This is a genomic window from Streptomyces fungicidicus, from assembly GCF_003665435.1.
GTDB lineage: Bacteria > Actinomycetota > Actinomycetes > Streptomycetales > Streptomycetaceae > Streptomyces > Streptomyces fungicidicus.
Map to the genome: position 1 here is coordinate 6,084,045 of NZ_CP023407.1, position 16,853 is coordinate 6,100,897.

General features: G+C 73.5%; 16 protein-coding genes. 11 read left to right on the forward strand and 5 right to left on the reverse strand.

The window, feature by feature from the left end; translation table 11 throughout:
- Positions 1 to 2: 2 nt before the first annotated feature.
- Together CNQ36_RS27495 and CNQ36_RS27500 are read right to left on the reverse strand one after the other, a co-directional pair.
- A complete protein-coding gene (locus CNQ36_RS27495) occupies positions 3 to 620 on the reverse strand; it encodes a DedA family protein (RefSeq protein WP_121548617.1) in 618 nt (205 codons plus the stop codon).
- Positions 621 to 673: 53 nt separating this feature from the next.
- Positions 674 to 1,447: an MBL fold metallo-hydrolase gene (locus tag CNQ36_RS27500; protein ID WP_121547961.1), complete on the reverse strand. Its 774-nt coding sequence runs from the start codon at positions 1,445 to 1,447 to the stop codon at positions 674 to 676.
- Between the two features lie 83 nt (positions 1,448 to 1,530).
- Between CNQ36_RS27500 and CNQ36_RS27505 the strand changes: the two genes are divergently transcribed.
- The 7 genes from CNQ36_RS27505 (at position 1,531) to dnaK (ending at position 10,437) form a co-directional block, all read left to right on the forward strand.
- Positions 1,531 to 1,932: a hypothetical protein gene (locus CNQ36_RS27505; RefSeq protein ID WP_121547962.1), complete on the forward strand. Its 402-nt coding sequence runs from the start codon at positions 1,531 to 1,533 to the stop codon at positions 1,930 to 1,932.
- A gap of 100 nt (positions 1,933 to 2,032) precedes the next feature.
- The gene (locus CNQ36_RS27510; protein WP_121547963.1) at positions 2,033 to 4,117 is read left to right on the forward strand and encodes a phage holin family protein; all 2,085 of its coding nucleotides are present in this window, start codon (positions 2,033 to 2,035) and stop codon (positions 4,115 to 4,117) included.
- Between the two features lie 150 nt (positions 4,118 to 4,267).
- The gene (locus CNQ36_RS27515) at positions 4,268 to 5,329 is read left to right on the forward strand and encodes an ATP-binding protein (protein ID WP_121547964.1); all 1,062 of its coding nucleotides are present in this window, start codon (positions 4,268 to 4,270) and stop codon (positions 5,327 to 5,329) included.
- Positions 5,326 to 7,131, forward strand: coding sequence for a vWA domain-containing protein (locus tag CNQ36_RS27520; RefSeq protein ID WP_121547965.1), 1,806 nt, complete (start codon positions 5,326 to 5,328; stop codon positions 7,129 to 7,131). Before CNQ36_RS27515 ends, CNQ36_RS27520 begins: the two co-directional genes overlap by 4 nt.
- A 97-nt stretch (positions 7,132 to 7,228) precedes the next feature.
- Complete coding sequence (locus CNQ36_RS27525; RefSeq protein WP_121547966.1) at positions 7,229 to 7,657, forward strand: OsmC family protein; 429 nt, start codon at positions 7,229 to 7,231, stop codon at positions 7,655 to 7,657.
- 84 nt (positions 7,658 to 7,741) lie between these two features.
- Entirely contained in the window at positions 7,742 to 8,473 is a 732-nt protein-coding gene (locus CNQ36_RS27530) for a glycerophosphodiester phosphodiesterase family protein (RefSeq protein ID WP_121547967.1), read from the forward strand.
- A gap of 86 nt (positions 8,474 to 8,559) precedes the next feature.
- Entirely contained in the window at positions 8,560 to 10,437 is a 1,878-nt protein-coding gene (dnaK, locus tag CNQ36_RS27535) for a molecular chaperone DnaK (protein ID WP_121547968.1), read from the forward strand.
- Positions 10,438 to 10,458: 21 nt separating this feature from the next.
- Here the strand turns inward: dnaK and CNQ36_RS27540 are convergent, their stop codons facing one another.
- Positions 10,459 to 11,322 (reverse strand): helix-turn-helix domain-containing protein, encoded by an 864-nt coding sequence (locus CNQ36_RS27540; RefSeq protein ID WP_121547969.1) that lies wholly within the window; start codon positions 11,320 to 11,322, stop codon positions 10,459 to 10,461.
- A gap of 228 nt (positions 11,323 to 11,550) precedes the next feature.
- Between CNQ36_RS27540 and CNQ36_RS27545 the strand changes: the two genes are divergently transcribed.
- Complete coding sequence (locus CNQ36_RS27545; protein ID WP_121547970.1) at positions 11,551 to 11,976, forward strand: hypothetical protein; 426 nt, start codon at positions 11,551 to 11,553, stop codon at positions 11,974 to 11,976.
- Here CNQ36_RS27545 and CNQ36_RS27550 read toward each other — a convergent pair.
- Entirely contained in the window at positions 11,958 to 12,779 is an 822-nt protein-coding gene (locus tag CNQ36_RS27550; RefSeq protein WP_121547971.1) for a helix-turn-helix domain-containing protein, read from the reverse strand. The genes CNQ36_RS27545 and CNQ36_RS27550 overlap by 19 nt on opposite strands.
- 126 nt (positions 12,780 to 12,905) lie before the next feature.
- Here CNQ36_RS27550 and CNQ36_RS27555 point away from each other — a divergent pair, with 126 nt between their 5' ends.
- The 3 genes from CNQ36_RS27555 to CNQ36_RS27565 are packed head-to-tail and all read left to right on the forward strand — an operon-like array spanning position 12,906 to position 15,900.
- Positions 12,906 to 13,211: a 4a-hydroxytetrahydrobiopterin dehydratase gene (locus CNQ36_RS27555; RefSeq protein ID WP_004922774.1), complete on the forward strand. Its 306-nt coding sequence runs from the start codon at positions 12,906 to 12,908 to the stop codon at positions 13,209 to 13,211.
- Between the two features lie 5 nt (positions 13,212 to 13,216).
- On the forward strand, positions 13,217 to 13,972 hold the full coding sequence (locus CNQ36_RS27560) for a class I SAM-dependent methyltransferase (RefSeq protein ID WP_121547972.1): 756 nt from the start codon (positions 13,217 to 13,219) through the stop codon (positions 13,970 to 13,972).
- 56 nt (positions 13,973 to 14,028) lie between these two features.
- On the forward strand, positions 14,029 to 15,900 hold the full coding sequence (locus tag CNQ36_RS27565) for a rhamnogalacturonan lyase (RefSeq protein WP_121547973.1): 1,872 nt from the start codon (positions 14,029 to 14,031) through the stop codon (positions 15,898 to 15,900).
- 73 nt (positions 15,901 to 15,973) lie between these two features.
- On the opposite strand, the gene CNQ36_RS27570 is transcribed toward CNQ36_RS27565, so the two are convergent.
- On the reverse strand, positions 15,974 to 16,801 hold the full coding sequence (locus CNQ36_RS27570) for a hypothetical protein (protein WP_040905668.1): 828 nt from the start codon (positions 16,799 to 16,801) through the stop codon (positions 15,974 to 15,976).
- Between the last annotated feature and the right edge of the window lie 52 nt (positions 16,802 to 16,853).

Sequence of the window (16,853 nt, forward strand, 5' to 3'; positions counted from 1 at the left end):
CTTCAGCCCGCCGCCGTGCCCCGCATCCGCCGCCACAGGCCGGGGGCCACGCTGATGAGCACGGTCAGCGCGACCGCCGCGAGCACGCCCTCCCACGGCTCCGCGAACAGCGAACCGCCGAGGACGCCGATCAGCTGGTAGGTCGCCGCCCACGCCAGACAGGCCGGCAGATCGCCCCGCGCGAAGCGGCGGACCGGCCACTTCGCGAGCAGACAGGCCAGCATCACCGGCAGCCGCCCGGCCGGGATCAGCCGGGACAGCACCAGCACCGTCACCCCGTGGTCGGCGAGCTTGCCCTGCGCCTGCTCCAGCCGGTCCTCGGGGGCGCGCTCGCGGATCGCCTCCAGCCAGCGGGAGCCGTTCTTCGACTTCATCCCGCGCCGCCCCAGCCAGTACAGCGCCATGTCCCCGAGGAACGCCGCCAGCGACGCCGTCACGAACACCAGCGCCATCGAGAACGGCGCCGCCCGGTGGAAGGCGACCACGGCCGCCGAACTGACCAGCGCGCCCGTCGGCACCACCGGCACCAGCGCCCCGATCAGCACCAGCAGGAACAGCGACGGATACCCGATGGCCTGCTGGGTGGAGTCGGGCGCCACGGCCGGCACGGCCGCCAGCAGCGCCACCGACGACAGCGACGCACCGGCCGCCTGCCCCAGGGCGGCGGGGAGGATCACCGCGCGACCCCCAGGCGCACACTCTCCCCGTGCCCCAGCCGGTGCACCGCCACGCCGGGCGCGTGCCGGGCCGCCAGCCGTTCGAACTCATGGCCGGGCGCGTGGAACTCGTGCGGGCGCACGGCGTCCATGCCGATCGGCCAGTACGTGCCGTAGTGCACCGGCACCGCGCTGGGCGCCCCCAGCCGGGCCAGCGCCTCGGCCGCGCGCCCCGCGTCCAGATGCCCCTCGCCGAGGTACGGGCCCCAGCCGCCCACCGGCAGCAGCGCCACGTCGACCGGCCCGACCTCCTCGGCCATCCCCTCGAACAGCCCGGTGTCCCCCGCGAAGTACGTCCGTGCCTCACCCTCCAGGACATAGCCGAGGGCGGGGGAGCGGTGCGGCCCCACCGGCAGCCGCCGCCCGTCGTGCCGCGCGGGCACGGCTCGTACGGCCAGGCCGCCGACCTTCGTGACATCGCCGGGCGCCATCTCGCTCACGCCGAGATGGGTGAGCCGGCGCAGCCCCGGCACCGCGCGCAGCGCGCCCCGGGGCACGAGCAGGCGGGTGCCCGGGGCGAGCCGCGCCAGCGTGGGCAGGTGCAGGTGGTCGGCGTGCAGGTGGGAGACGAGGGCCACGTCGGCCTGCCAGGCGTCGGCCGCCGGCACCCCGCCGCGCCGGCGCCGCAGATGCGCGAGCCGGCGCGCGAACAGCGGGTCGGTGAGCACGCGCGTGCGCGAGTCCTCGACCGTGCAGGTGGCGTGACCCCACCACGTGACCTCCACCGGCACTTCCCCGCTCCCTTCGTGCGACTCCCCGAAGCCTACGTGCAGGAGTAGGGTCGGCGGCGAAAACCGGGGGTGAGGGGGACGCCATGGGGCCGGTGCGGGTGACCGCGATAGCGAGTCTGACGCCGCTCGAGGAACTGGACAGCGAACCCTTCCTGGTGGACTCCCGCGGCCAGCACGCCATGTGCGCCCGCTGGGCCGCCGAACACGGCTACGTGGTGGCCAGGGAACTCCTCGTACGGGGCCTGCGGCCCGATCACTGCGTGCTGTGGGACGGGGTGCGGCCCGGCGCCGACCTGTTCGTGGCGCCCAGCACGCGGGTACTGGAACGCGCGCTGGCGTCGCTCGAGGAGTTCACCGCGGAGTGCGCCCGGCGCGGGGTGCGCGTGGAGACCGTGGGCCGCGCCGAACCGTCGTACGACGCGGCGATGAAGGCCCGTGTGCACCGGCGGCTGTCGATGCCGACCGCCGGCTACGACGGACTCTGAGATTCCGCGTCCCCGGCGCGCCCGGGGACGAAACGCCTGCTCCGGCCGTTGTGGCAGGGTGGACGGTGGACAGGGACCGGGACCGGTCAGGACGTGAGGTGTGCGGGGCGTGGGTGGCGGGCGGTGGCGACGGATCGCCAGTCAGACGGGGCGCAGCGTCGCCGTATGGGTGGTCTCCACGCTCACCATGCTGGTGCTCGCCGGCATCCTGCCGGACTTCCGGCTGCGCTCGGCCGACGGGGACAGCGCCACCGACATCGCGGTCACCGCAGCGCTCGGCGCCGGCGCCTTCGGCCTGCTCTCCGCCCTGGTCTGGCCGCTGCTGGTACGACTGCTGCTGCTCGTGCCGGCGCTCGTCCTCGGGCTGCTGGTGTTCTTCCTCAACGGCGCGCTGCTGTGGGTGGCCCTGCAGGTCAACCCCGTGGAACGCGGCGCGGCCGCACCGGAGACGGCGGTCGTGGTCGCCGCGGTGATGTCCGCCGTCGCCTCCGCCACGGGCGCCGCGCTCGCCGTCCGCGACGACGACGCCTACCGCCGCCGCCTCTACCGCCTCGCCCACCGCAGACGGCGTTCCGCCGAGCCCTGCCCCACCACCCCCGGCACCGTCTTCATGCAGCTCGACGGGGTCGGCCACGACGTCCTGCGGGACGCCGTCGGCAAGGGGCTCATGCCCACCGTCGCCCGCTGGCTCGGCACCGGCAACGGCGGCGACCACCCCTCCCACCGGCTCACGCCCTGGCGCACCGACTGGTCCAGCCAGACCGGCGCCAGCCAGCTGGGCATCCTGCACGGCAGCAACCACGACGTCCCCGCCTTCCGCTGGTACGAGAAGGCCCGCCGCGAGGTGATGGTCTGCAACCGGCCCACCAGCGCCGCCGAGCTCCAGGCCCGCGCCATCGAGTACTCCGGCCACGCCGGACTGCTCGCCGCCGACGGCGCCAGCCGCGGCAACCTCTTCGGCGGCGGCGCCGACGAGCAGGCCCTGGTGCTGTCCATCACCACCCGCCGCCGCGGTCCGGCGGCCCGCTCCCGGGCCGGCTACTTCGCCTACTTCTCCGACCCGGCCAACGCCGTGCGCACCGCGCTGTCCTTCGTCGCCGAGGTGTGCCGGGAGACCGGCCAGTCCACCCGGGCCCGGTTCCGCGGGCAGCGCCCGCGCGTCTCGCGGGGCGGGCTCTACCCCTTCGTGCGGGCCTTCGCGACCGTCGTCGAACGGGACGTCGTGGTCGCCGCGGTGATGGGCGACCTGCTGTCCGGCCGCACCGCCGTCTACGCCGACCTCGTGGCCTACGACGAGGTGGCCCACCACTCCGGGCCGTCGAGCCGCGACACCGACAAGGTCCTCCAGCGCCTCGACCGGGCCCTCGCCCTGATCGAGAACGTCGCCGAGCACGCCCCCCGCCCGTACCGGATCGTGGTCCTCTCCGACCACGGGCAGAGCCCCGGCGAGACCTTCCGCGCCCGCTACGGCCTCACCCTCGGCGACCTGGTGCGGGCCGGCTGCGGACTGCCCGTGCCGCGCCGCGCCCGGAGCACCCACAGCGGCGCCGAGGCACGCGCGGCGGTCCGGGCGGCGCTGCGCCGGCCCGTCGAGGAGGGCGCCGAGCACTACCGCCCCTCCCGCGGCTCCGAACCGGTCGTGCTCGCCTCCGGCAACCTGGGCCTCGTCTCCTTCCCCGACGTGCCGCACCGGATGACCAGGGAGGAGATCGACGCCCGCCACCCCGCGCTGCTGCCGACCCTTGCCAACCACCCCGGCATAGGCTTCCTCCTCGTCCGCAGCGAACGTCACGGCGGTGTCGTGCTCGGCGCGTACGGCGCGGAGATCCCGCTGGACGAGCTCGACGACAACCCCGGACCGCTGGCCGCCTTCGGGCCCGGCGCCGCCGACGCCGTACGCCGCACCCACACCTTCCCGCACACCGCCGACATCATGGTCAACTCCTTCCACGACCCCGCCGACGGCGAGGTCCTCGCCTTCGAGGAGCAGATCGGCTCCCACGGCGGACTGGGCGGCGCCCAGTCCCGCCCCTTCCTGCTCTCCCCGCTCGCCCTGTCCGCACCGGTCGCCGACGGGGCGGAGCTCGCGGGCGCGGAGCGGATACACCAGGTGCTGCGCCGCTGGCTGACCGAGTCCGACGAAGCGGACGTACCGGCGGAGCCGGACCGGGAGCGGGCGGCCTGAGCCGGGGCCGCCGCAGGCCCCTGCGGGGGTGAGCGAGTGTTCAGTGAATATTCGCGTGACGACCGCGACCATCAATTGAGAACCTCGACGGCGAGTAACCACATCCGCGAGAGCGGCGCCGGTTTAGGCGCAAAGAGGGGAGTTTGCCGCGTGCAGGCAGCCGTCACCGTCACCCCCGCCCGCATCCCGGAGCTGCTGCTCGGTCTCGCCACCGTGCGGCCGGTGTTCCTCTGGGGCGCCCCCGGCATCGGTAAGTCCTCCCTGGTCAGGGAGTTCGCCGAGTCGCTGGGACTGGAGTGCGTGAGCCTGCTGGGCACCCAGCTCGCCCCCGAGGACCTCATCGGCGTCCCGCAGATCCGCGACGGCCGCTCGGTGTTCTGCCCGCCGGAGGCGATCGCCCGCGACGAGCCGTACTGCCTCTTCCTGGACGAGCTCAACGCCGCCACCCCGGACGTGCAGAAGGCGTTCTACTCGCTGATCCTGGACCGCCGCATCGGCGACTACGAGCTGCCCAAGGGCTCGATCGTGATAGGCGCCGGGAACCGCGCCACCGACAACGCGCTGGCCCGCCCCATCGCCTCCGCGCTCGTCAACCGCCTCACCCACGTACACCTGGAGGCCTCCGCGAAGGACTGGCTGGTCTGGGCGGCGAACAACGGCATCCACCCGTGGATCACCGACCACCTCACCGACCGCCCCGACCACCTGTGGTCCAAGCCGCCGAAGACCGAGGAGCCGTTCTCCACGCCCCGCTCCTGGCACATGCTCTCCGACGCGCTGCACTCCTTCGGCCGCGACCTCGGCGAGGACACCCTGAAGGTCCTCGCGCACGGCACCCTCACCCCCGCGCACGCGGTCGCCTTCTGCGGCTACGTCAAGATCGTGCGCAGCCGCTTCGGCATCGACGCCGTCATCAAGGGCGAGGCCCGCTGGCCGCACCGCGTCGAGGACCGCGACCTGCTCTACTACCTCGCCGAGTCCTTCCGCGGACGCCTGGTCAAGGAACTCCCGGCGAGCAAGGAGCACATGTCGGCGAACGGCCGCCAGACCGCGTACCGCGCCAAGTCGCTGCTGGTGCAGCTCGCCGAGATATCCGTGGAGGTCGCCCAGACCGTCATCGCCTCCGACGACGACGGCAACCCGGTCCTGCCGTCCTGGTTCCTGGTCGAGGCGGCCCGGGACATGCCCCGGCTGGTGGAGGCCCGGCGGTGAGCCGCGCCCGGACGAAGACGAAGGGGGAGAAGCACCGGGACGCCGCGGGGGTGGCGTTCGCCGAGGGGATGAGGCTGCTCCGGCTCAACCCCGCGCTGGCCGCCGTCGAGTTCAGCGTCTGCCGCCAGGAGGACTGCGCGCTCGCGCCCGCGAGCGGCCTGGTGCGGGCCACCTCCGACGCGGTCCTGCACGCCCACCCGGACCGGATGGCCGACCCCAAGGCCTGGGCGTGGGCCCTCGCGCACGCCGTGCTCCACCTCGGCTTCGGCCATGTCCCGGCCGCCAAGGGCGTGCGTGAGCAGCCGGACCGCTGCGAGCTCGCCGCCCGCTGCGTGGTCGTCAACCGGTTCCTGCTGGGCTTCCCCGTCGGCCGGACCCCCGACGACCTGCCGGCCTCCTACCCCGACGGCGACGAGGAGGCGCTGGCCGCGCGGTGGCGGCGGGACGGGATCCCCGCCGTGTACGAGCGCTGCGGCACGGCGGGCGACGAGGCGGATCTGCTGCTGGTGGAGTGGCACGGCTGGAACGGGCGGCCACCGGACCACCAGCTGGCGTTCGCCACCGCCCTGACCCGCACCGTGTCCGCGGCGATGGACATGGCGGGCGGCCGCCGCGACAGCCTGGACGGCGAGCCCGCGGCGCGCCGCCCGTGGGAGCGGGCGCTGAGCTGGTTCGTCTCCTCCTACCCCCTGCTCGGCGGCATCGCGGCCGGCATCACCCTCGTCGCCGACGCCGAACTCGCCCGCGCCCACGGGATCTCCGTCGCCGCCGTCGACGCCGGGGCCGGCGAGATCTACGTCAACCCGCTGCGCCGGTTCGACGACGAGAAGTGGCGGTTCGTCCTCGCGCACGAGATGCTGCACGCCGCCCTGCGCCACGGCGACCGCGCCGGCGGACGCGACCCGTACCTGTTCAACGTCGCCTGCGACTTCGTCGTCAACGGCTGGCTGGTGGAGATGCGGGTCGGCGCCATGCCCGAGGGCCTGCTGTACGATAAGGAGCTCGCCGGACTGTCCGCCGAGGAGGTCTACGACCGCATCGCCGGCGACCTGCGCCGCGCACGGCGGCTGGCCACCCTGCGCGGCAAGGGTGTCGGTGACGTCCTCGGCGGCCCCCTCGGCCCGCCCCGCGACTGCGTCGATCTCGACGGCTTCTACCGCCGCGGTCTCGCCCAGGGCCTCGACCTGCACCAGCGGCAGGAACGCGGCTACCTGCCAGGCGGCCTGGTCGAGGAGATCCGCGCGCTCAGCCATCCGCCGCTGCCCTGGGACGCCCGGCTGGCCCGCTGGTTCGACGAGTTCGTGCCCCGCCCCGAACCCCTCCGGTCGTACGCGCGTCCCTCCCGGCGCCAGGCGTCCACCCCGGACATCCCCCGCGCGGGGCGCCACTTCCCGCCCGAGGAGGTCGCCCGCTGCACCTTCGGCGTCGTCCTGGACACCTCCGGCTCCATGAACCGCGTCCTGCTCGGCAAGGCCCTCGGCGCCATCGCCTCCTACGCCGGCGCCCGCGACGTGCCGGCCGCCCGTGTGGTGTTCTGCGACGCGGCGCCGCACGACGCCGGATACCTGCCGGTCACCGAGATCGCCGGAAGGGTACGGGTGCGCGGCCGCGGCGGCACCGTCCTGCAGCCCGGCATCGATCTGCTGCACCGCGCCGGCGACTTCCCGCCCGGCGCCCCGGTCCTCGTCATCACCGACGGCTGGTGCGACGTGCTGCGGGTCCGGCGCGAGCACGCCTATCTGATCCCGCGGGGAGCGCGGCTGCCGTTCAGCCCGAGAGGCCCCGTCTTCCGGGTGAGTTGAGCCGTGATGTGATCGGATGGGGGAGGCGCCCGGTGATCCGGGCACCCGGACCGAGCACCGCCGGACTTACAGCCGGACATTTCCGAAAGGACGCGACATGGCAGCCACCCGCTCCGCACACACCGTTTGGGAAGGCAGTCTCTTCAAGGGCAGCGGGGTCGTCGCCTTCGACTCCTCCGGCGCCATCGCCGAGCAGCCGGTCACCTGGGCCTCGCGCGCCGAGGACGCCAACGGGAAGACCAGCCCGGAGGAGCTGATCGCCGCCGCGCACTCCAGCTGCTTCTCCATGGCCCTCTCCAACGGTCTCGACAAGGCCGGCACCCCGCCGACCAGGCTGACCACCTCCGCCGACGTCACCTTCGTGCCCGGTCAGGGCATCACCGGCATCCACATCACCGTCGAGGGCGCCGTCCCCGGCCTGGACGAGGCCGGCTTCGTCGCCGCCGCCGAGGACGCCAAGGTGAACTGCCCGGTCAGCCAGGCGCTGAAGGGCACCGACATCACCCTGACGGCGAAGCTCGCCTGACCCGCGCGGCGCGCCGGGCCACCACCGCGGGCCGCCCCCCTTCAGGGGCGGCCCGCGGCACGTCCCCCTCCGGGAGCGACCACCATGACGCCACGCCCCGCCGTCTCCGCCCACCGGGGCGGCTCCGAGCACGCCGCCCCGGCTACCCGTGAGGCGTACCAGGACGCGCTCGCGTCCGGCGCCGAGTACGCCGAGTTCGACGTCCGCCGCACGGCCGACGGGGTCTTCGTCGTCCACCACGACGCCCGGGTACGGCACACCGGGCCGCCCCTGTCCACGCTCACCCACGCCGAGCTGAACGACCGCGCCGGATACCGCGTGCCCGTCGTGGACGAGGTCATGGAGCTGGTCGCCGGGAAGCTCGTCGCCCATCTGGACCTCAAGGAGACCGGCCACGAGCGGGAGCTGATCGACCGCGCGGTCGCCCTGCTCGGCGAGGACGGATTCGTCGCCACCACCCTCGAGGACCGCTCCGTCGCCGCCATCACCGCCGCCCGTCCGCGCGTGCGCACCGCCCTCTCGCTGGGCCGGGACGGCGGGGAGATCGCCCGGGGCCGGCTGGTGCGCACCCGGATCGGGGAGCTGCTGCCGCTGCGCCGGGTCCGCGCCTGCGGCGCCCACGGGGTCGCCGCGCACTGGCGCCTGGCCCGCGCCGGGGTGCTGCGCGAGGCGGCACGCAACAGACTGTTCACCATGGTGTGGACCGTGAACGAGGACGCGGCGCTGGCCGGCTTCCTCACCGATCCCCGCGTCGACGTGCTGGTCACCGACCGGCCCCGGCGCGCGGTCGAGCTGCGGGCCCGCATCCGTCATTGACGACCACCCGCTCACACTATTGACAACGCACCGCTCAAGTTTTGTGCTGGAAGTCCGGAGAGGTGCCCTGGCGGAAGGGGACAGCGATGGGACGTGCGGTCGGAATCGACCTGGGAACCACGAACTCGGTGGTGGCCGTGCTGGAGGGCGGTGAGCCCACCGTCATCGCCAACGCGGAGGGCGGCCGCACCACCCCCTCGGTGGTCGCCTTCGCCAAGAACGGCGACGTGCTGGTCGGCGAGGTCGCCAAGCGGCAGGCGGTGACGAACGTCGAACGCACCGCCCGCTCGGTCAAGCGGTACATGGGCGACGCCCAGTGGCGGTTCCCCGGGCAGGGCTCCGTCGACGGCACCCGCTACACGGCGCAGGAGCTGTCCGCCCGGGTGCTGCAGAAGCTGCGGCGGGACGCCGAGTCCTACCTCGGCGAGGACGTCACCGACGCGGTGATCACCGTGCCGGCGTACTTCGACGACACCCAGCGGCAGGCCACCAAGGAGGCCGGGGAGATTGCCGGCCTGAAGGTGCTCAGGATCATCAACGAGCCCACCGCCGCGGCCCTGGCGTACGGCCTGGACAAGGAGAACGACCAGACGGTCCTCGTCTTCGACCTGGGCGGCGGCACCTTCGACGTGTCGCTGCTCGACATCGGCGAGGGCGTCATCGAGGTGAAGGCCACCAACGGCGACACCCACCTCGGCGGCGACGACTGGGACCAGCGGGTCGTGGAGTATCTCGCCAAGCGCTTCAAGGGGCAGTACGGCGTCGACCTGGCGCAGGACAAGATGGCGGTGCAGCGGCTGCGCGAGGCAGCCGAGAAGGCGAAGATCGAACTGTCGTCCTCGTCGGAGACCACCATCAACCTGCCCTACATCACGGCCTCCGCCGAAGGGCCGCTGCACCTGGACGAGAAGCTCACCCGCGCCCAGTTCCAGGAACTCACCGAGGATCTGCTGGAGCGCTGCAAGAAGCCCTTCCACCAGGCCGTCAAGGACGCCGGTGTGGAGCTCTCCGCGGTCGACCACGTGATCCTCGTCGGCGGCTCCACCCGGATGCCCGCCGTCACCGAACTGGTCCGCGAACTCACCGGCAAGGACCCGCACAAGGGCGTCAACCCCGACGAGGTCGTGGCCCTCGGCGCCGCCCTCCAGGCGGGCGTCATCCGCGGCGACGTCAAGGACGTGCTGCTGCTCGACGTCACCCCGCTGTCCCTGGGCATCGAGACCAAGGGCGGCATCATGACCAAGCTCATCGAGCGCAACACCACGATCCCCACCCGGCGTTCGGAGATCTTCACCACCGCCACCGACAACCAGCCGTCGGTCGGCATCCAGGTCTACCAGGGCGAACGCGAGATCGCCGCCTACAACAAGAAGCTCGGCGTCTTCGACCTCACCGGCCTGCCGCCGGCCCCGCGCGGCATCCCGCAGATCGAGGTGGCCTTCGACATCGACGCCAACGGCATCATGCACGTCTCCGCCAAGGACCTCGCCACCGGCCGGGAGCAGAAGATGACCGTCACCGGCGGCTCGGCGCTCCCCAAGGACGACATCGACCGCATGATGCGCGAGGCCGAGCAACACGCCGAGGAGGACCGCAAGCGCCGCGAGACCGCCGAGACCCGCAACCAGGCCGAGCAACTCGTCTACCAGACCGAGCGGTTCCTCCGGGACAACAGCGACAGGGTGCCCGGTGAGACCACGGCCGAGGTCGAGTCGGCCGTCGCGGACGTGAAGCGGCTGCTGGAGCAGCAGCCCGCCGACGGCGCCGAACTGCGCACCGCCGTCGAGAAACTGGCCTCCGTCAGCCAGAAGATGGGTCAGGCGATGTACGCGCAGGCCCAGCAGACCCCGGACGCGGGCGCCGAACAGCACACCTCGACGCGGGAGGAGGAGGACGGCGTCGTCGACGCGGAGATCGTCGACGACGACAAGGACACCGGCAGGCGGCAGGACGGCGCGGCCTGACCGGGCGCGCCGGCCGCCCGCTCAGTAGTGCTCGCGGCACTCCCGCAGCAGCTTCTCGGTGCGCTGGGTGGAGGCCGCCCGCGCCGTCATGTGGTCCAGGACCTCCAGGTGCGCCGACACCTCCTTGCGGGAGTCCAGGTACAGGGCGCCGGTCAGGTACTCGGTGAACACCATGTCCGGCAGTTCCGGCTCGGCGAACCGGAACAGCGAGAACGGCGCGTACGTCCCGGGGTGCGGCCCGTCCGCGAACTCGGCGATCTGCAGCGTGACCCGGTCGCGGGCGGAGTACTCGAGCAGCTTGTCGAGCTGCTCGCGCATCACCCGGCCGTCGATGCTCACCGGCCGCCGCAGCACCGTCTCCTCCATCAGCACCCACAGGTGCGGCGGGTCCGGGCGCTCCAGCAGCCGCTGGCGCTCCATGCGCAGCGACACATGCCGCTCGACCGCCTCGAGTCCCGCGCTGCCGATGGTCCCGGCCTTCAGCACGGCACGCGCGTAGTCCTCGGTCTGCAGCAGCCCCGGCACGAAGTGCGGCTCGTAGGAGCGGATGATCCGGGCGGCGCCCTCCAGGCTCACGTACATGCTGAACCACTCGGGCAGCACGTCGTGGTACCGCTGCCACCAGCCCGGCCGGTTGGCCTCCTCCGCGAGGTCGACGAACGCGTCGGACTCGCCCTCGGGCACCCCGTACGCGGTCAGCAGCAGCTGGACGTAGGGGATCTTCAGGGCGACCTCGGCCGTCTCCATCCGCCGCACCGTCGCGGGCGCCACCCGCAGGATCCGGGCGGCCTCCTCACGCGAGAGCTCCGCCGCCTCCCTCAGCTCCTGAAGCCGCCTTCCCAGGACCACCTGGCCCACGGTCGGTGCGGCCCGCCGCTCACTCACGCCACGCCTCCCCAACGCGCCCGGGCACGCGCTCAGTCTGTCATGTTCCTCCGACACTCTCATGAGCCACGGGAAACCGCCCTGTTTCACTGGTCCCGGCCGCATTACCCGACAGGTAATCGACCCGGCCGCGCCCCCGCGGGATCGTGGACGCACCGGGTTCCGGGCCGGCGCACTCCGGCCCGGGACCCGGCCCCCGCAACCGACCCCCACGGAGGGTGATTCATCATGTCCGCGACCCAGCTTGCCGCGCTCGCCCGGACCGTCGAGCCGCAGGGGATGCTGCGCCGCTTCCTGGCCCTGGACGCCGTGGTCACCGGCGTCAACGCGCTCGCCTATCTCGCCCTCTCCGGCCCGCTCGGCCGGTTCCTCGGCGCCGGTTCCGGCCTGCTGCTGGGGCTCGGCGCGTTCCTCGCCGTGTACGCGGCCGGAGTGGGCCTGCTGGCCGCCCGGCCGCACCCGCCGGCGTCCGGCGTACGGATCGTCGTGGAGGCCAACCTCGCCTGGACGGCGGTGAGCCTCGCCGCCCTGGCGCTGTGGCTCACCCCGACCACGGGGGGCGCGGTGTGGACGGTCCTCCAGGCGCTCACCGTGGCCGGCTTCGCGCTGCTCCAGCACATGGCCCTGAGGGAGCGTCAGCTGAGCCAGGACTGAAGGTACTTGGCCGTCGCCGGGTCGGCCGGGAGCAGCGTCTCCACGGCCAGCTCGGCGACGGTCACGTCCATGGGGGTGTTGAACGTGGAGATCGACGACACGAACGACAGCGTCCGTCCCTCGTGCTCGACCACCATCGGCAGCGCGAAGTACGCCACCGGCTCGGCCGGTTCCTCCGGTGAGCCGGCGGTGTCCGGCACCGGGAACGCCGCCACCTCCTCGTACAGCGCCCGCAGCGGCTCGGACCGGTGCAGGGCGATCTGCCGCCGCATCTGTTCCAGCAGATGCCCGCGCCACTCCCGCAGGTTCCGGATGCGCGGCGCCAGCCCCCGGGGGTGCAGGGTGAGCCGCACCGCGTTCAGCGGCGGCGTCAGCAGCGACTCCGGCATCCCGTCGAACAGCATCATCACCCCCCGGTTGGCCGCCACGACGTCGTACCTCGCGTCCACCACCAGCGCCGGATAGGGTTCGAAGCCGCTGATCAGCCGTTCGATGCCCTCGCGCACCACCTCCAGCGCCGGGTCGTCCAGCGGCGTCTCCGGGTAGTGGGGCGCGTAACCGGCCGCCAGCAGCAGCGCGTTGCGCTCCCGCACGGGGACGTCCAGATGCTCCGCGAGCCGCAGCACCATCTCCTCGCTGGGCCGGGAGCGGCCGGTCTCGACGAAGCTGATGTGCCGGGCGGAGGAACCGGCCCGCAGGGCCAGCTCCAGCTGGCTCACCCGCCGCTGCTCCCGCCAGGCGCGCAGCAGCGGGCCCACGCCCTCGGTGCGGGAAGCGGTACCGGAGGTGACAGTGGTGGTCATGCCAGGACGGTAGTCGAGAAGCGGCCGAACCGGGGAGCCGCCCGCGCCCGGCCAGGGCCCCGGGAGGTCTTCTGTGGCAGCCTGGGAGTCCGGCACCAGTCCCGAACCGGCGAAGGAGCGCAGCCCATGTCCGTCGAACCGCTGTCGCAGAAGGAGATCGAGGACCGGCTGGCCGGGCTGCCGGGCTGGTCGCTCGACGAGGGCCGGCTCACCCGCTCCTACCGGCTCGGCTCGCACTTCGCGGCGACGGCGATGGTCGTGCACATCGCCCAGGTGCAGGAGGAGCTCGGCCACCACTCCGACCTCACCCTCGGCTACGACACCGTCGGGCTGTCGGTGCACACGCACAGCGCGGGCGGCGCCGTCACGGAGAAGGACGTCGAGCTCGCCCGCAGGGTGGAGGACCTGGCGCCCGGCCACGGTGCACACTGAGGCGCGTGCTGGACTACGACGAGGAAGCGGAACGGTACGACACGCTGCGGGGCGGTGAACCCCGTGCGCGGGCCGCCGCCGACGCCGTGCTGGGCCTCGTGCCCGCCGGTGCGCGCGTGCTGCTGGACGTCGCCTGCGGCACCGGCATCGTCACCCGGCGGCTGCCCGCCGCCCGGCCCGGTCTGCGGGTGACGGGGGCCGATCTCTCCGCGTCGATGACCCGGATGGCCGCGGCCCGTCTGCCGGGCGCCGTGGTCCGCGCGGACAGCCGCCGGCTGCCCTTCGGCGACGCCCGGTTCGACGCCGTGGTCAGCGTCTGGCTGCTGCACCTGATGTCCGGCCCCGCGGACGTGACGGCGGTCGTCGGCGAGTGCGCCCGCGTCCTGCGGCCCGGCGGGGTCTACGTCACCACCGTCCACAAGGGCGCCTCGCACAACGTCGGCAGCGACATCGACGCCGTGCTCGCCGCCCGCCCGCCCAGTCCGGTGCCCGACGCGCCCGACGCCGTCGGGGCCTGCGCGGCGGGGCACGGCCTGCTGCCCGCGGGGGAGGCCCGCTTCCGGGGCCACGGCCAGGGCCGCAGCCCCCGCCGCGCCATCGCGGACCTGCGGCGCGGCTGGTTCGTCACGCTGACTCCCGGAGAACCGCTCGCGGAGGAGTTCGCCACCCGGCTGGCCGACCTCCCGGACCAGGACCGGCCGCGTCCCGACCCCGAGTTCGCCCTCCGGGCGTACCGGAAGCCGGCGGGCGGCAACCCCTGAGGCACCGGCGGCGACCAAGGGGCGGAAGCCATCCGTCCTCGCAGGAGGTCCCTCCCGTGACCCACCCCCACAGGCACCGCCGGCGCCGCGTCGTCCTCCCCGCGGCGCTCGCCGCGGCGGCGCTGGCCGCCGCCGGTCTCACCGCGCTGTCGCAGACGCCCGCCGAGGCCGCCACCGCACGGCAGGTCGAGAAGCTCGACCGCGGCGTCGTCAGCGTGTACACCGGCAGCGGCAACCTGGTCAGCTGGCGCTGGCTCGGCACCGACCCGGACGGCGTCGCCTTCAACGTCTACCGGGCCGGCACCAAGGTCAACTCCACCCCCCTCACCGGCACCACGACCTTCTTCCACTCCGGCGCGCCCTCCCACGCCGACTACACCGTCCGCGCGGTGGTGAACGGCGCCGAGCAGGGCGACTCGGTCCACGCGATCCAGTTCCGGACCGGCTACAAGGACGTGCCGATCAGCCCGCCGTCCGGCGGCACCACCCCCGACGGCGTCTCCTACACCTACGAGGCCAACGACGCCTCCGTCGGCGACCTCGACGGGGACGGCGCCCTCGACATCGTGCTCAAGTGGCAGCCGACCAACGCCAAGGACAACTCCCAGTCCGGGTACACCGGCAACACGGTCGTCGACGGGATCCGGCTCGACGGCACCCGGCTGTGGCGCGTCGACCTGGGCCGCAACATCCGTTCCGGCGCCCACTACACCCAGTTCCAGGTGTACGACTACGACGGCGACGGCAAGGCCGAGGTCGCCATGAAGACCGCCGACGGCACGAAGGACGGCACCGGCGCGGTCATCGGCAGCTCGTCGGCCGACCACCGCAACTCCAGCGGGTACGTCCTCACCGGCCCTGAATACCTGACGATGTTCAACGGGCAGACCGGCAGGGCGATGGGCACCGTCGACTACGTCCCGGCCCGCGGCACGGTCTCCTCCTGGGGCGACTCCTACGGCAACCGCGTCGACCGCTTCCTCGCCGGCACCGCCTACCTGGACGGCGCCCGCCCCTCCCTGATCATGGCGCGCGGCTACTACACCCGCACGGTCGTCGCGGCCTGGGACTGGCGGGGCGGCGCCTTCACCCGCCGCTGGACCTTCGACACCAACTCCTCCACCAACAGCGAAAAGGGGTACGACGGACAGGGCTCCCACAGCCTCTCCGTCGGGGACGTCGACAACGACGGCCGGGACGAGATCGTCTACGGGGCGATGGCCGTCGACGACAACGGCAACGGCCTGTGGACGACCAGGACCGGCCACGGCGACGCCCAGCACCTCGGCGACCTCGACGCGTCGACCTCCGGCCTGGAGTACTACAAGGTCTCCGAGTCCACCGGCCAGCCGGCCGCCCTGTACGTCAACCCGGCGAACGGCGCGGTCCGCTGGAAGCTCGGCGCCTGCTGTGACAACGGCCGCGGCGTCGCGGGGGACATCTGGTCGGGCAACTCCGGCCCCGAGATGTGGTCGTCCTCCGACGGCAGCATCCGCGACGAGGGCGGCGGCACCAAGGGACGCAAGCCCTCCTCCACCAACTTCCTCTCCTGGTGGGACGGCGACCCGGTCCGCGAGCTCCTCGACGGCACGCACATCGACAAGTACGGCACGTCCTCCGACACCCGCCTGCTGACCGGCTCGGGCGTGGCGTCCAACAACGGCACCAAGGCGACGCCGGTGCTGTCCGGCGACATCCTGGGCGACTGGCGCGAGGAGGTGGTCTGGCGCACCGGCGACAACACGGCCCTGCGCATCTACTCCACGCCCCACGACACGGACCGCCGCATCACCACCCTCCTCCACGACACGCTCTACCGCACCGCCCTCGCCTTCCAGAACACGGCCTACAACCAGCCGCCGCACACCGGCTTCTTCATCGGCGCCGGCATGCCCACCCCGCCGAGGCCCTCGGTCTACACCCCCTGAACGGCCGGCGGGCCGACCGGGCGCGGTGCGGGGGGTCGGGCTGTCGCCCCCCGCACCGCGCCCACCCGGCCGGTCAGGACTCCTCCGGCTCGCCCACCCCGTCCTCCCAACTCACACCGAGGGTGACGGCCAGGCGGTCCAGCGCCTCACGGGTGCGGCCGAAGGCGGTGAGCTCCCGGTCGCCCAGCCCCGTGTCACGGCAGACCAGTACGTCCGGGCCGCCGAAGTACACCGAGCGCGAGCCCAGTTCACGCCAGGGCAGCAGGCCGGTGGGGCGCAGCCGGGTGCGCAGCAGCTCGTCCGTCGCGGGGGACACCTCGTAGAGGCCGGCGGTCCAGCCGAAGGAGGCGGGCAGCCGGTTCACGGCGAGGTGCAGGACGAACTCGGAGAGCGAGTGGCTCTGCGGCTGCCAGCCGTCGCCGCCCTCGTCGTCCTGGGCGGCGACCAGTACGGCCGGATCGGGCAGGGCGCTGTGCGCCGCCGGGTAACCCCACTCGTTGCAGTACTGGTACTCGGCCATGAAGACGCACATCCGGAGGTCCTCGTCCGGTCCGGTGTGGGGGTTGTCGCGCGGCAGTCCGCCGGAGGCGCCGTACCCGGTCGGGTCGGGGCGGACCGTGGGCGGCAGGTCCGCGTGGGTCCAGTACAGCCCCGGCCGGTCGGCGAAGGAGTTGTACGGAAGCTCCCACCACTGCGTCAGGGCCGCCGGCACCGGCAGCGACGGATCCACTCCCTCGAGCTGCTCCTCGTCGGGTTCGTCGTCCGCGGCCCGGGTGCGGCCGCTGGGCCGGTACCCCCACTCGTGCTGGAACTCCCGCAGCAACTCCCAGCGGGCGGCGGTGCCCTGCCGCCGTGCCGACGCGAGGCGGTCGGCGAACAGCGCGTAGTCGATCTCCGTCATGGGCCGATGGTACGGAGGGCGCGCCCCGCCGCGGGAGCGCGCCCTCCGGGCG

What these genes read in the sequence shown, in the direction of transcription:
- CNQ36_RS27505 (WP_121547962.1), top strand. Translation starts at nt 1,531, where the DNA reads ATGGGGCCGGTGCGGGTGACCGCGATAGCGAGTCTGACGCCGCTCGAG.
- CNQ36_RS27525 (WP_121547966.1), top strand. Translation starts at nt 7,229, where the DNA reads ATGGCAGCCACCCGCTCCGCACACACCGTTTGGGAAGGCAGTCTCTTC.
- CNQ36_RS27530 (WP_121547967.1), top strand. Translation starts at nt 7,742, where the DNA reads ATGACGCCACGCCCCGCCGTCTCCGCCCACCGGGGCGGCTCCGAGCAC.
- dnaK (WP_121547968.1), top strand. Translation starts at nt 8,560, where the DNA reads ATGGGACGTGCGGTCGGAATCGACCTGGGAACCACGAACTCGGTGGTG.
- CNQ36_RS27545 (WP_121547970.1), top strand. Translation starts at nt 11,551, where the DNA reads ATGTCCGCGACCCAGCTTGCCGCGCTCGCCCGGACCGTCGAGCCGCAG.
- CNQ36_RS27550 (WP_121547971.1), bottom strand. Translation starts at nt 12,779, where the DNA reads ATGACCACCACTGTCACCTCCGGTACCGCTTCCCGCACCGAGGGCGTG.
- CNQ36_RS27555 (WP_004922774.1), top strand. Translation starts at nt 12,906, where the DNA reads ATGTCCGTCGAACCGCTGTCGCAGAAGGAGATCGAGGACCGGCTGGCC.
- CNQ36_RS27570 (WP_040905668.1), bottom strand. Translation starts at nt 16,801, where the DNA reads ATGACGGAGATCGACTACGCGCTGTTCGCCGACCGCCTCGCGTCGGCA.